The organism is Yinghuangia aomiensis (genome assembly GCF_039542225.1).
Taxonomy (GTDB): Bacteria; Actinomycetota; Actinomycetes; order Streptomycetales; family Streptomycetaceae; genus Yinghuangia; species Yinghuangia aomiensis.
In genome coordinates, this window is the sequence record NZ_BAABHS010000009.1 from 269,993 (window position 1) to 284,418 (window position 14,426).

Annotated in this window: 12 protein-coding genes; 10 read left to right on the forward strand and 2 right to left on the reverse strand. The window is 71.7% G+C overall.

The features are described 5' to 3' along the window. Positions 1-23: 23 nt before the first annotated feature. From ABEA93_RS14985 to ABEA93_RS15030, 10 genes are all read left to right on the forward strand, one after another. Positions 24-932, forward strand: coding sequence for an ABC transporter permease (locus tag ABEA93_RS14985; protein WP_345676001.1), 909 nt, complete (start codon positions 24-26; stop codon positions 930-932). After that, positions 916-1,845, forward strand: a complete 930-nt coding sequence (locus ABEA93_RS14990; protein ID WP_345676002.1) for an ABC transporter ATP-binding protein — start codon at positions 916-918, stop codon at positions 1,843-1,845. The genes ABEA93_RS14985 and ABEA93_RS14990 overlap by 17 nt, the downstream gene beginning before the upstream one ends. 7 nt (positions 1,846-1,852) lie before the next feature. After that, complete coding sequence (locus ABEA93_RS14995) at positions 1,853-2,947, forward strand: glycosyltransferase family protein (protein ID WP_345676003.1); 1,095 nt, start codon at positions 1,853-1,855, stop codon at positions 2,945-2,947. A gap of 183 nt (positions 2,948-3,130) precedes the next feature. After that, positions 3,131-3,799, forward strand: coding sequence for an acyltransferase (locus ABEA93_RS15000; RefSeq protein ID WP_345676048.1), 669 nt, complete (start codon positions 3,131-3,133; stop codon positions 3,797-3,799). Continuing rightward, positions 3,763-4,851 (forward strand): DegT/DnrJ/EryC1/StrS family aminotransferase, encoded by a 1,089-nt coding sequence (locus ABEA93_RS15005; protein ID WP_345676004.1) that lies wholly within the window; start codon positions 3,763-3,765, stop codon positions 4,849-4,851. The genes ABEA93_RS15000 and ABEA93_RS15005 overlap by 37 nt, the downstream gene beginning before the upstream one ends. Then, positions 4,848-5,855: a Gfo/Idh/MocA family protein gene (locus ABEA93_RS15010; RefSeq protein ID WP_345676005.1), complete on the forward strand. Its 1,008-nt coding sequence runs from the start codon at positions 4,848-4,850 to the stop codon at positions 5,853-5,855. Before ABEA93_RS15005 ends, ABEA93_RS15010 begins: the two co-directional genes overlap by 4 nt. Before the next feature lie 107 nt (positions 5,856-5,962). Then, positions 5,963-6,526 (forward strand): Uma2 family endonuclease, encoded by a 564-nt coding sequence (locus ABEA93_RS15015; RefSeq protein ID WP_345676006.1) that lies wholly within the window; start codon positions 5,963-5,965, stop codon positions 6,524-6,526. Beyond that, positions 6,523-7,587, forward strand: a complete 1,065-nt coding sequence (gene wecB / locus ABEA93_RS15020) for a non-hydrolyzing UDP-N-acetylglucosamine 2-epimerase (RefSeq protein ID WP_345676007.1) — start codon at positions 6,523-6,525, stop codon at positions 7,585-7,587. The genes ABEA93_RS15015 and wecB overlap by 4 nt, the downstream gene beginning before the upstream one ends. A gap of 85 nt (positions 7,588-7,672) precedes the next feature. After that, positions 7,673-8,980 (forward strand): nucleotide sugar dehydrogenase, encoded by a 1,308-nt coding sequence (locus ABEA93_RS15025; protein ID WP_345676008.1) that lies wholly within the window; start codon positions 7,673-7,675, stop codon positions 8,978-8,980. Positions 8,981-9,023: 43 nt separating this feature from the next. Then, complete coding sequence (locus ABEA93_RS15030; protein ID WP_345676009.1) at positions 9,024-10,472, forward strand: outer membrane protein assembly factor BamB family protein; 1,449 nt, start codon at positions 9,024-9,026, stop codon at positions 10,470-10,472. Between the two features lie 27 nt (positions 10,473-10,499). Here the strand turns inward: ABEA93_RS15030 and ABEA93_RS15035 are convergent, their stop codons facing one another. After that, positions 10,500-12,398 carry an LCP family protein gene (locus ABEA93_RS15035; protein WP_345676010.1) on the reverse strand — a complete coding sequence of 633 codons (1,899 nt, stop codon included), beginning with the start codon at positions 12,396-12,398 and terminating at the stop codon, positions 10,500-10,502. 70 nt (positions 12,399-12,468) lie between these two features. Beyond that, positions 12,469-14,349 (reverse strand): LCP family protein, encoded by a 1,881-nt coding sequence (locus ABEA93_RS15040; protein ID WP_345676011.1) that lies wholly within the window; start codon positions 14,347-14,349, stop codon positions 12,469-12,471. Positions 14,350-14,426 lie beyond the last annotated feature (77 nt).

Consider the following 14,426-nt stretch of genomic DNA (forward strand, 5'->3'; position numbering starts at 1 on the left):
CCGCAGCCGAGGAGAAGCCGGTAGTGGCGGTCATGGATGCCGAGGCAGAGGTCGGGCGCCGCAGCGGCGCCGGGAACAGCAGCGTGCCGGTGCATGTGTACGAGCCGTACCACGCGCACTTGCCGCCGCTGCGGGTGTACTTCCGCGAGGTGTGGCAGCGGCGGCGGTTCGCCTACCGCATGGCGCACGCGACCTTGAAGGGCCGCAACTACGAGACGGTGTTCGGCCAGCTGTGGCTGGTGATCAACCCGCTGCTGCTCGCCGCCGTGTACTTCATGCTGGTCACCGTCCTCGCCGGGTCGCCGCACAGCAACCCGCTGATGGGTTTCACGGTGATCTTGTCGGGACTCTTCTCGTACTACTACACGCGCAACATCGTCCAGCTGTCGTCGACGTCGATCACCGGCGGCGGCAAGATGATCATGAACATGGCGTTCCCGAAAGCGCTGCTTCCGCTTTCCTCGCTGTTCTCCTCGTTCATGATGTATTGGCCGACATTGGTGGTCTACGCAATCGCGCACGCCGCCGCCGGCCGGGCGGTCGGCATCGCGTTCGCGTGGCTGGTGCCGATCTTCGTGGTGCAGACCGTGTTCAGCTTCGGCTGCGGGCTGTTCTTCGCCGCGATGGCCGTGTACTTCCGCGACACGTCCAGTCTGCTGCCGTACGCGCTGCGGATCTGGATCTACCTGTCCCCGGTCCTGTTCACCGTCTCGCAAGCCAAGGAGAAGCTCGCCGCGAACCCCTGGCTGCTGTGGATCTTCAAGGTCAACCCGCTGTATCCGATCATCGGCTCCTGGAACCAGGTCGTCCTGGAAAACCGGGCGCCGGACGGTGCCCTCATGGTCTACGGCACCGCCTGGGCGGTCGTGGCCCTGATCGGCGGAGCCTGGTTCTTCCTGTCCCGGGAGCGTGAATTTGCCTACCGCATCTGACCCCGAGGCCCGCGAGGCACCCGAAGCCGGCCGCCCGGACCCGGCGGCCCGGAACAACCGGGCCGGCCAGGGCGCCCAAGCCGGCCAAGGCGCTCCGGCCGGCGAGGCCGCACCGTCCGCCGCCACCCGGCCGCGGTCCGCGGACCAGCCGCTCGCGGTCCAGGTCGACAACCTGTCGATCACCTACCGCACGTCGGTGGAGAAGGTCCCCACGCTCAAGAGCGCCATCAAGCGGGTCGGCCGCCGCGAACGCACGATCAAGGAGATCGAGGCGGTCCGCGACGTGTCGTGGCGTATCGACCACGGCACCGTGCTCGGCGTCGTCGGCGCGAACGGCGCGGGCAAGTCCACGATGCTGCGCGCCATCGCCGGCATCCTGCCGCCCACCAAGGGCCGCATCGAGGTGCACGGCAAGGTCAGCACGCTGCTCGCACTCGGCGTGGGCTTCAACAGCCAGCTCACCGGCCGCGAGAACGTCGTCCTCGGCGGACTCGCGCAGGGCAAGGCGGAAGCCGAGGTCGAGGAGAAGTACGAGGAGATCGCCGCGTTCGCGGACATCGGCGAGTTCATGGACATGCCCATGAAGTCCTACTCGTCGGGCATGTACCAGCGCCTCGCGTTCGCCGTCGGCGTGCACATGGACCCGGACATCCTCCTGGTCGACGAGGCGCTGTCCGCGGGCGACGCGGCGTTCAAGCGCAAGGCCGCCCGCAAGATGGACGAACTCTGCCGCGCCGCACGCACGATCATCCTGGTCAGCCACGGCATGGCCAGCGTCCGCGAAATGGCCAACCACTGCCTGTGGCTGCACAAGGGGCGGCTCATGGACCAAGGCGACCCCGAGACGATCATCGGCGAGTACATGCGGTTCCTCGAAGTCGGCGAAGACGCGTTCGCCATGGAAGACGTCTGAGGCCGCCGTGACATCTGTCGACATCAGCATCGTCAGCTCCGCGCACGACGTCGCGGACGCCCGCCTGCACCGCACCGCCGCGGCCCTGCTGCGCGCGGGCATGACCGTCGAGGTCATCGGCCTCGGCGACGCGGCCGGCGGCCCCGCCGGCACCCGGGTCGTCGCGCTCGGCGACCGCGGCGGCGCCTTCCGAAGACTGCGGCGCGACCTCGCGCTGCCGTTCCGGGCGTCCGGCCGGGTGGTCATGACCCTCGACCCCGACCTGGTCCCGGCGGCCGCCGCGGTCCGGCTGCTGCGCCGCGGCCGACTGGCCGCCGACGTGCACGAGGACTACCTCAAGCTGCTCCGCGACCGGCCGTGGGGCGCCACCTGGAAGGGCGCGGTCGGCAGCGTGCTGGTCCGCGCCTGCACGGCCGCGACCCGGCGAGCGGACCTCACCGTGGTCGCCGACGACCACGTGCCGCCGCTGACCGCGCGCCGACGCCTGGTGGTGAAGAACCTGCCCGACCTCGGCTACCTGCCGAAGCCGGCCGACCCCGACCCGGAGCCGCGCGCGGTCTACATCGGGGACGTGCGCCGCTCGCGCGGCCTGGCCGCGATGCTCGCGGCCGTCGAGGCCGCCGAGCCGTGGCACTTGGACATCGTCGGGCCGGTCGCCGCCGCCGACCAGGAGTGGCTCGCCCGGTGGCGGCGCGAGTCGCCCGCCGCGGCCCGGGTCCGGCTGCACGGCCGCCTCGCGCCGCGCGAGGCGTGGGGCATCGCGCAGGGTGCGTGGACCGGTCTGGCGCTGCTCGACGACACCCCCGCGTTCCGCGAAGCGGTGCCCACAAAGCTGTACGAATACCTGGGCTGCGGACTGGCTGTTGTGGCCACGCCCCTGCCCCGGATGGCTAGGATCGTGACCGAGTCCGGGGCGGGATACGTCGTCCGCGACACCGACGACGCGGGGCGCGTGCTGCGCGAGTGGGCCGACCGCCCCGAGGGGCTCCGGGCGATGCGCAAGGCCGCTCTCGAGTGGACGGACCGCAACCTCACCGGGGCGTCCCCGTCCGACGAACTCGCCCACACCATAAGTGACCTCGTCCGCGCCGCCGGCCGGTGACCGCGCCCCGTGCCGACGCCCGCAGACCCCGAGCACACCGAGGAGCCCCGCGTGGAGCCCACGGGCAGCGTTGATCCGATCACCCGTCCCGCCGACCCGGGCGGCCGCGCCGACGGCGGGGTCGACCTCGCCGGCCGGGCCGGCCTTCCCGGGCCGGGCGGCGAGCCCGACCCGGTGCGGATCATGGCGAGCGCCGACGTCGACGCGACCGCGGCGATCGGCGCCGGGAGCACCGTCTGGCACCTGGCCCAGATCCGCGAGGACGCGGTCCTGGGCACCGGATGCATCATCGGGCGCGGCGCGTACGTCGGACCGGCCGTCGAGCTGGGCGACAACGTCAAGCTGCAGAACTACGCGCTGGTCTACGAGCCCGCCCGGCTCGAGGACGGCGTCTTCATCGGCCCCGCCGCGGTGCTCACCAACGACATGTACCCCCGGTCCATCGACCCGGAGGGCAGCCTCAAGCGGGTCGGCGACTGGCACGCGCAGGGCGTGACGGTCCGCGAAGGCGCCGCGGTGGGCGCGCGCGCCGTCGTGGTCGCCGGGATCACCATCGGCCGGTGGGCACTCGTGGGCGCCGGTGCGGTGGTCACCCGTGACGTACCGGACTACGCGCTCGTTGCCGGGGTACCGGCACGACGCGTCAAGTGGGTGGGCCGGGCCGGCGTACCGCTGGTCCCGGATCAAGCTGGTTCCGGGGAGGAACCGGGGGAGGCAGAGGACGGCTGCACCCAGGCCGTCCGCCGGTGGGTGTGCCCGGAAACCGGGGCGCGCTTCATCGAGATCGACGAGACCCTCTCGGAGGTAACCCCCTCATGGTCCGATCCATCCCCGCGGCGGCACCCAGCCTAGGAGCCGAGGAGAGAGACGCGGTCGACCGCGTCCTGCGCAGCGGCATGCTCGCGCAGGGCCCCGAAGTGGCGGCGTTCGAGCAGGAGTTCGCCGCCATCGTCGGCGGCCGCACGGTGGTCGCGGTGAACTCCGGGACGTCCGGCCTGCACTTGGCCCTGCTCGCCATGGGCATCGGCCCCGGCGACGAGGTGATCGTCCCGTCGTTCAGCTTCGCCGCGACCGCCAACGCGGTCGCGCTGGTCGGCGCCACCCCGGTGTTCGCCGACATCGAGCCGGAGCACTTCTGCCTCGACCCGGCCGCCGCGGCCGCCGTGGTGACCCCGCGCACCGCGGCGATCATGCCGGTGCACCTGTACGGCCACCCGGCCGCGATGGACGAGCTGAACGCGCTCGCCACCCGGCACGGGCTGGCGGTCATCGAGGACGCCTGCCAGGCGCACGCCGCCGCGCTGCACGGCACGCCCGTCGGCGCGTTCGGCAAGACCGCGGTGTTCAGCCTCTACCCGACGAAGAACATGACCTCGGGCGAAGGCGGCATGGTCGTCGCCGACGACCCGGCGGTCGTCCGGAAGCTCCGGCTGCTGCGCAACCAGGGCATGGAGAAGCGGTACGACAACGAGATCGTCGGCTTCAACAACCGGATGACCGACCTGCACGCGGCGATCGGCCGCGTCCAGCTCGGCAAGCTGGCCGGCTGGACCGCGCGCCGCCAGGCCAACGCGGCGTTCCTGGACGCGAACCTGGCCGGGGCGGACGTCGTGACGCCGCCGGTCGCCGCGGGCGCCACGCACGTCTACCACCAGTACACGGTGCGCGTCACCGAAGACGCGTTCGCGGGCGGGCGGGACGGCTTCGCCGAGCGCCTCGCCGAACGCGGCGTCGGCTCCGGCGTGTACTACCCGGTGCCGATCCACCGGCTCCCGTCGTTCCGGCTCGACCTCGACCTGCCGGAGACCGAGCGCGCGGCCCGTGAGGTGCTGTCGCTGCCCGTGCACCCGCAGCTGAGCGACGCCGACCTCAAGACGGTCGCCGAGGCGGTGGCCGGAAAATGAGCCCTGTGGCCGGACAGCCGTTGCGCGCCGGGCTCATCGGGCTCGGCATGATGGGCCGCCACCACGCCCGCGTGCTGCGCGGCTTGGCCGACGTCACGCTCGTCGGCGTGTGCGACCCGATGGGGGATCCGCACGACGCGGCGGGGGGTGTGCCGCTGTTCACGACCGTCGACGAGCTGATCGCGGTCGGACTGGACTATTGCGTGGTCGCCGCGCCGACCGCGTACCACGAGGACCTGGGCCTGCAACTGGCCGCGGCGGGCGTGCACACACTCGTCGAAAAGCCGCTAGCGCAGGACGTCGCCTCGTCCCGCCGGGTCGCCGAAGCCTTCGAAGAGGCCGGGCTGGTCGGCGCCGTCGGCCACATCGAGCGCTACAACCCGGCCCTCCAGCAGCTCCGCGCACGCCTGGAGGAAGGCCAGCTCGGGAACATCTACCAGGTCGTCACCCGGCGCCAAGGCCCCTTCCCCAACCGCATCTCCGACGTCGGCGTGGTCAAGGACCTGGCCACCCACGACATCGACCTGACGGCGTGGGTGACCGGGCAGACGTACCGGTCGGTGTCCGCGCGCACCGCCTTCAAGAGCGGGCGCGCCTTCGAGGACCTGGTCGCCGTCGTAGGCCAGCTCACCGACGGCACGGTGACGAACCACCTGGTCAACTGGCTGTCCCCGATGAAGGAACGCGTCACGGTGGTGACCGGCGAACGCGGCTGCCTGATCGCCGACACCCTCAACGTCGACCTGACCTTCCACAACAACGCCGAAATACTGGCCCAGTGGGTCGCGCTGTCCAACTTCCGCGGCGTCAGCGAAGGCGACATGATCCGCTACGCCATCGCCAAGCCCGAACCCCTCCACACCGAACACCAAGCGTTCCGCGACGCGGTGCTCGGCAAGGAGTCCGACATCGTCACGATGCGCCAGGGCTTGGTGAACGTGGTGGTGGCGCAAGCGATGCTGGACAGCGCCCGCGGGGGCATGACGGTCCCCATCGAAAACTGACCGGTCCGTTCATCCAGTTGGGTGAACCTGCGGGAATCCCGATCGGTTCGGCGCCACGCTCGCCATAGGCTCGCGCCGGACCGAAAGGGGGACACACAATGGTTGCTATGGCATACGAAACCCCCATCCAGCAGGAGACTCTGGAGTTCTTCCACGCATTGGAAACCCCGATGGGATTCCGCGCGGAGCTGATCGATGGGGAGGTCGTGGTGTCACCACCGCCGGCAGCTGTCCACGAGCATGTGGTCGCGCTTATCAGCAAACAAATGGGGAAGTTCCCGGCCGTGGAGATGCTGGCTGCGGCAAACGCAGGCCTTGTGCTGCCCGGCGAAGCGGGAGCAGCACCGAGCCATGTGATTCCGGATCTCACGATCGTGCCTGAAGCCTTGAACCTGCTCCTGGACGAGGGGACGTGGACACCGCCCGACGGTGTGGAGATGGTCGTCGAGGTCACGTCGTCGAGGCCGGAGCGTGATAGGACTATCAAACGGCTCACTTACGCGCGTGCTGGGATTCCGCTCTACCTGTTGGTGGACCGAGACGACCGGCGTGTGACGCTGTTCAGCAAGCCCAGAGACGGGGACTACGAGGGATTGTCCGTGCCTTTCGGAGAGGCGATTCCGCTACCCGCCCCGTTCGGCTTCGACCTGGACACCAAAAGGTTCGCGTGAAGGTCGTCAGCGTCGTCGGCGCCCGTCCGCAGTTCGTCAAACTCGCCGCGGTGGCCGACGCCTTCCGCGGCACCGGGCACGAGCACCGGATCGTGCACACCGGGCAGCACTACGACGGCGCCATGTCCGACGCGTTGTTCGACGGGCTCGGGATTCCCGCGCCCGACGTGCACCTCGGCATCGGGTCCGGCGGGCACGGGGCGCAGACCGGGGCGATGCTCGCGGCGCTGGAGGACGTGTTCCTCGGCGGCGCGCGGCCCGACTGGGTGCTGGTCTACGGGGACACCAACTCGACGCTGGCCGCGGCGCTTTCCGCCGTGAAGCTGCACATCCCGGTGGCGCACCTGGAAGCCGGGCTGAGGTCGTTCAACCGGGTCATGCCCGAGGAGCACAACCGGGTGCTCACCGACCATGCCGCGGATCTCCTGCTCGCGCCGACGGAGCTTGCCGCGGCCAACCTGGCGAACGAAGGCCTCGCCGCGCGGACCGCCGTCGTCGGCGACGTCATGGCCGACATCGTGCTGCGCACGCGCGACGCCGTCGCGGACCGGCCCCTCGAACCCCTCGAAGCCGGGCTGCGCGAAGGCGAGTACCTCGTCGCGACCGTGCACCGGGCGGAGAACACCGACGACCCCGCCCGCCTGGCCGCCGTCGTGGACGCCCTCGCAGCCCTCCCGCTCCCCGTCCTGCTGCCCGTGCACCCGCGCCTCCGGGACCGCGCCGCCGCGCACGGGATCGCCTTGGACCGCGGCGCGCTGCGGCCGACCGGGCCGCTGCCGTACGCCGCGACCGTCCGCGCGGTCCTCGGGAGCCGTGGCGCCGTCACCGATTCGGGTGGACTCCAGAAGGAAGTTTTCCTCCTCGGCCGGCCCTGCACGACGCTCCGCGCCGAGACCGAATGGCCCGAGACGCTGGCCCACGGCTGGAACGTGCTGTGCCCGGACCCCGCCGAACTGGGCAAAGTCGCCGTACGCGAGCGTCCGGCACCCGTCGTGGGACATCCGTACGGCGACGGCCATGCCGCAAATGCGGTCGTACGCACGCTCGAAGCCCGCGCCTGACCGTCGCCCAATCGTCACCCTCGGGACAAATCCGGCGGGTACGCTGGCGCCATCTGGATCATCCACGACCGAAGGTACGTCCAACGTGAAGATCTGTGTCGTCGCGCTCGGGAAGATCGGCCTCCCGCTTGCCGTGCAGTTCGCCGGCAAGGGGCACGAGGTCGTCGGGGTGGACGTCAACCCGGCTCTGGTCGAGCTGGTCGGCAAGGGCGCCGAGCCGTTCCCCGGCGAAGCCGAGCTGGCCGAGCGGCTGCGCGCGGTCGTCGACGACGGCACGCTGCGCGTCACCACGCACACCGCCGCCGCGGTCGCGGAGAGCGACTACGTCGTGGTCGTCGTCCCGGTCGTCGTCGACACCGACGCCCAGCCGGACTTCCGCGCGATGGACGCCGCGACCGCGGCGATCGGCGAGGGCCTGCGGCCCGGCACCCTGGTCTCCTACGAGACCACCCTCCCCGTGCACACCACCCGCGAACGCTTCCTCCCCGCCCTGGAGAAGGCCTCCGGCCTGCGCTGCGGTACCGACTTCTTCCTCTGCCACAGCCCCGAACGCGTGCTCACCGGCCGGATCTTCGCCGACCTGCGCCGCTACCCCAAGCTGGTCGGCGGCATCGACGAAGCCGCCGCCGCGAAGGCCGTCGCCTTCTACGAAGCGGTCCTCGACTTCGACCCGCGGCCGGACCTGCCGCGCGGCAACGGCGTGTGGGACATGGGCAGCGCGGAAGCCGCCGAGTTCGCCAAGCTCGCCGAGACCACCTACCGGGACGTCAACATCGGCCTGGCCAACCAGTTCGCGCGCTACGCGGACGGCATCGGCGTCGACATCCACGCCGTCATCGAGGCGTCCAACTCGCAGCCGTACAGCCACATCCACCGGCCCGGCATCGCCGTAGGCGGCCACTGCATCCCGGTCTACCCGCGGTTCTACGCCTTCAACGACCCCGACGCCACGGTGGTCAAGGCGGCCCGCACCACCAACGCGGGCATGCCGGGCTACGGCGTCGGCCTGCTCGACGGCCTGCTGTCGATGGACGGCACGGGGCTGCGCGGCGCCCGCGTCGCGGTATTCGGGGTCAGCTACCGCGGCGGGGTGAAGGAGACGGCGTTCTCCGGCGTGTTCCCGGTCGTCGAGGCCCTGCGCGCGGCAGGCGCCGAAGCGATGGTGTCCGACCCGATGTACACGGAGGACGAGATCGCCGCCCTGGGTTTGCGGCCCTACCAGGACGGGGAGCCGGTGGACGCGGTGATCGTGCAGGCCGACCACGAGGAGTACCGGACGTTGTCGGCCGACCGGTTCCCCGGCGTCCGCGCGCTGGTCGACGGGCGGCGGGTGACCGACCCGGCGCGCTGGACGGGCGTGGCCCGGCGCACGATCGGCGGCGGCGGAGCCTGACCGGGCCCGACGGTCCGGCGATGCCGACGGGACCTGACCGGGCGTGAGCGAGCGGTACGAGGACGGACACGTGGACGGCGGGGCTGAGCAGGCAGCACAGGTCGACCCCCGCACGCCCCGGCCCGGGCCGCGCGTTGCCCGCTTCGTCCGCGGCCACGCCGGGAAGCTCGTCGCGGGCTGCGGCGCCGTCGTGATGCTCGCCGTGCTGGGCGTGGTCGCCGTCCAAGCGGAGGAAGTACGCCCCTGCTGGTCGGACTTCCACAGCCTCACCGACACCGAGGTCTTCCCGGACGCGTTCGGCGTCCCGCAGATCGGCGGCACCGACAACCCGGCGATCCGCGCCGCCCTCGGCGATCCGCTCTACCGCGAAGCCACCCGCTTCACCGGCGACCAGGCCGTCGGCAAGCCGGTGTGGACGGTCGTCGCCCAAGGCCCGCTGCCCGTCATGTCGGACGAGTTCGGGCTGCTCCCGGCGCGTGGCGGCGCGGCTCCGCGCGATCTGGCGATGTACGAAGGCCGCAGCGGCAAGCGCCACTGGATGCGCACCGCCGAAGGTCCGCTCGACACGTTCATGAAGAACCTCCGCTCCCTGACGTTCGTGCCGCACAAGAACGGCGACACCCACGTCATGGGCGCCGACGCCCGGTCCGGCTACGCGCAGTGGTGCCAGGCCGTGCCGGTGACGCCCGCGGTCGCCGACCCGGAGCGTGACCGCGGCTGGGTCACCGGGATGACCGGCAACGGCGGCACCGTCCTCATGGTCGGCACCGCCCCGGGCGGCCGACCCGACACGTCGCGGGTCGCCCAGCAGGACACCGTCTCGGGCGGGATCGCGCGCCGGTGGGACGTGCCCGGCCGCTGGACGGACGTCGCCGCCGACGGCCGCACCGTCTACCTCGCCGCGCCGGGCGCCCTCGCCGCCTTCGCGCCCGGCGCCGCCCGCCCGACCTGGAAAGCCGAACTCCCGGACACCGCAGGCACCGTCGGTTTCGCCGCGGTCACCCCCGACCGCATCCTCGCGGGCAGCCGCCCGGCGGACGGCGGCCCCGGGACCCTCACCGCGTTCGACCACGGCGGGCGCCCGGTGTGGACGCTGCGCGGCACCGATCCGGACGACGTGACCGTCACCGGCGACACCGTGCTCGCGCACGAGACCCGCGCAAGTGCGGACGGTGTCGCCGCGTACCGTCTGAAAGACGGAACCCCGCTGTGGTTCAGGGCGGTTCCCGGCCTCGCCCGGCTGGCCGACGGCGGTACCGACGGCACGACCCTCTACCTGCCCGGCGGGAACGGCCTCCGCGTGCTTCGCATCGCCGACGGCCACGTGGTCCCGAGCACGCTGACGGTGCCCGTCGACCGCGTTTTCCTCACCGGCCAGCGCATCGTCGTCGAGCACACGGCATCCGCCAAGTCCGCCTGGTCGGTCGCCTACTCGACCCCGCAGGCACCGGCGGACGCCTCCGGCTCGGACGGGGACCCGCGGCGCAGGTGACCGGTCCGAGGCCGAACGAACCCACGGCTACTTGGATTTCTTGGTCTTGATGCAGGACGTGTTGTCGGCGGTGTTGAGCTTGATGTCGTCCTTCGACGGCGCCGCGGGCGGCGGCGAGGCGGAGGCGGGCGTGCCGGGTCCCGCGGAGGTGCTCGGGGCCGCGGACGGGAAGTCGAGGCCGATGACGACCTCGAACGTCTTGGCGGTCGGGCTCTCGTCCACCGCCGTTTCGGGCAGGCCTACCGCGGCGGCGAGTTGCTTGGCCGCGTCGAGCTTGCCGGCGGGGAACGAGATGGAGCTGTTGGCGCGGGGCGTGGTGCTCTTGGTGTTGTTGACCGAGGCGTCGTAGCGCAACGTCTTGAGCTGCTGCACGACCGCGGTGGCGCGCGGCGTCGTGGTCGTGTTCCGCACGCTGACCTTGATCGTCGTCGGGTCGATCACCGGTGCGGCGGGGGCGGTGGCCGCCGGCGGCGCCTCGGTGCCTGGCGCGGCGGCCGGTGCGTTCGGGTCGCCTGCGGTGATCGACCGGTCGGCCGCAATCGCGGCCCACAGGTTGCCGGCCTTGGGCTCGAGCGCCTGGACGTGCACGCGCGGGTTCTCCCCGGGGACGTCCATGACCGGGAGGGTCGTGAACGCCATCCGCTTCTCCGGGACCTTCTTGATCTCCTGACCCAGCCCGGCCAGCTTCTCGATGCGGCCGAGCCCCTCGTCGACGGTGATGTTGTCGACCGCGGTCTGCGCGATCTGCAGGACGGCCTGCGGGTCCTTCCACGTCGCGCTGGTCTTGATCTCGCGGGCGAGCGCCATGAGGAAGCTCTTCTGCGCCTCGATGCGCCCAAGGTCGCTGTCGTTCTGGAAACCGTGCCGGGCGCGCACGAACTTGAGCGCGTCCTCGCCCGCGAGCCGGGTCTCGCCGGCGGGGAGGCTCAGGCCGGTGCCGCCGGGCGGGTTCGTGGTGAACGGGTCTTCGAGCGGGTCGCACAAGTTGACCGGCACGCCGCCGACCGCCTTGGTCATCTCCTTGACGCCCTTGAACTCGATCTTGAGCCAGTGGTCGATCTTGAGGCCGAGCATGCGTTCGACGGTCGCGACCGTGCACGGGGTGCCGTACGGCGCCAGCATCGTCTCGTTGAAGGGGACGCGGTCGGCGGCTGCTTGAACCTTTCCGCTGCCGCCTTCCTCCTTGCACGCGGGACGGAAGACCAGGGTGTCGCGGGGGATGCTCACCAACGTCGCGTTGGACCGGTCGGCGGACAGGTGCAGCAGGATCGTGGTGTCGGCGAGGCCGGGGTGGCCCGCGTCACCGTAGCCTTCGTTGCCCGCACCGACGCGGTTGTCCGAGCCGACGAGCAGCACGTTCATCGGTTTGCGGCCCTGCTCGTCGGCCGGCGCCGCCTTCGCCTCTTCGACGGCGCCGCTGCGGTCGCCGGTCTTGATGCGGCTGTTGAGGTACTCGTAGTACGCATAGCCCGCGCCGACGATCGCGACGAGGACGCCGACGAGGCTGATGGCCGTCCACTTGAGGCGCTTCTTGACCTTGCTCTTGGGCTTGCCGTTCGCCTCGGCCGCGGCACCGCCCGCCCGGCGGCCCGCGGCCCGCCCGGCCGGTTCCGACCGGCGGCGGCCCGGCGCGGACGCAGCCGGTGCCGTCGCGGCCGACGCCGATTCCTCGGCGTCCGCGCGGCGGCGGGCCGACGCGGGGCGGGACGACGCCGGACGGGACGCGGGGCCGGGCGCGGCCGCTTCGCCGGGCGTGCGCATCCGGAATTCACCGGTGTGCTCGTCGACGACCCACAGATCCGCGATGTCCGCGTCGTCCAGGCCGTCGAGCCGGTCGCCGCCCGCGGCCGCCCCCGGAGGGGTGCCCGGGGCGCGGCGGCGCCGATCGCGCGAATGGTCGGCCGACGGTCCGAACCCCGAGCCCATGCCGTGCATCGCCTCCCGGCGCCGTGTGCGGTCGGTGTCCGCGACTTGCGGACTGTTTGTGCGCGCGGACCTACTTCTTGCCGTGCCCCGTCGAGATGCAGGACGTGTTGTCCGCGGTGTTGAGCTTGAGGTCGCTCGCGCTCGGCGCCGACGGCGGCGCCGTGGTGGCGGTCGTCGCCGGGCCGGTGCTCTTGCCCGGCTTGCCGGTGGCGGGCGCCGTGTCGGTCAGGCCCGGGAAGTCGGAGCCGATGACGACCTCGAACGACGTCGAGCCGGTGGTGCTCTCCTCCAGCGCGGTGTCGGACAGGCCGACGGCGGCGGCGAGTTGCTTGGCCGCGTCCACCTTGCCCTTCGGGAAGCGGACGACGCTGTTGTCGAGCGTCCGGCCCGAGTTGCCCGACTCCGACGTGGCCTTGTAACCGCCGGCCGAGAGCTGGTCGGCGACCGCCTTGCCCTTCGTGTACTTGGTCGTGTTGCGGACGGTGACCTTCATGGTCGCCGGGTCCACCGTCGGCGCCTGCGGGGTGGCCGGGGCGGAGGCGGGAGCCTCGGCGGGCGGCGCGGCGTCCGCCCCGTCGCCCTTGGTGATGGGGGCGTCGGTCTTGATGGCCTGCCACAGCTTGGCCGCGTCGGGCTGGCGCTGCTGCACACGCTGGTCGGGGTTCGGCGGGTACGCCTCGTTGGGCAGCGTGGTGAACGCCATCCGCTTCTCGGGGACCTTCTTGATCTCGTTGCCGAGGTCCACGAGCTTCTTGATGGTGTCGAGGCCGTCGTCGACCTGGAGATTGCCGGTGGCGGCCTGCGCGAGGTCGAACAGCGCCTGCGGGTTGCTCCACTTGGCGTTGTTCTTGACCTCGCGGGCCAGCGCCATGAGGAAGCTCTTCTGCGCCTCGATACGGGCCAAGTCGCTGCCGTCGCCGAACGCGTGCCGGGCGCGCAGGAACTTCAGCGCGTTCTCGCCCTGCAGCCGCTGCTCGCCGGCCTTGAGGAACAGGTCGGTGCCGCCGCCCTGGTTCGGGCGCACCGGGTCGTTGATCGGTTCGCACAGGTTGATGGGGACGCCGCCGACGGCGTCGGTCATCTCCTTGACGCCCTTGAAGTCGATCATCAGGTAGTGGTCGACCTGGACGCCGAGCATCTTCTCGACAGTGGCCACCGTGCACGGCGCCCCGCCGTACTGGTCGCCGAGCGTCTCGTTGAACGGGAACGGGCTGGTGGACGCCGGGGCGGTCTTGCCCTTCACGGTGCACTTGGGGCGCATGACCATGGTGTCGCGCGGGATGCTCACGAGCGTCGCGTTCGTCCGGTCCGCGGACAGGTGCATGAGGATCGTGGTGTCCGCGAGGCCCGCGTGGCCCGCGTCACCGTAGCCCTCGTTGCCCGCGCCGATGCGGCTGTCCGACCCGATGAGCAGGATGTTCATCGGCGTCCGGCCCTCGGAGTCGGCCGCCGACTGGGGGACTTCGTCGTTCGCGCTGCGCTGGGTCTTCTTGATCCGGCTGTTCAGGTACAGGTAGTAGCCGTACGCGCTGCCCGCCAGCACCACGAGGGTGGCGGCGAGACCTATCGCCGTCCACTTGATGCGCTTCTTCGCCTTGCTCTTCGGCTTGGCTGCGGCGCGGCGCCCGGGGCGGGACGACCTCTCGTCCTCGTCGGTGTCCGGGCGCTCGGTGACGGCGGCCTCGGACCGCGATGCGGTGGTCGTCCGGCGGGCCGCGGCCCGGCCGCCCTGTCCCGCGCGGGTCGTCCCCTCGCGCGGCGCGTCGGCGCGGAACAACCCGGCGTGCGGATCGTCGGACTGCTGCGCGGGCACGGCTCCGCGACCCGGGGAACGCAGTTCGTAGTTCCCGGTGTCGGGGTCCATGACCCACAGGTCCGCCACGTCGGCGTCGTCGAGGGACTCGAGGCCTTGTCCCGGTCGCCCATTCTTGGGTGCGTCGCCAGCGTTCACGATCCGCGTCCCCTCCCGGCTACCCGTTGTCTGACCTGCGCGGCCCCCCGGTCGCGCTGTGGTGATCGGATTTCTGA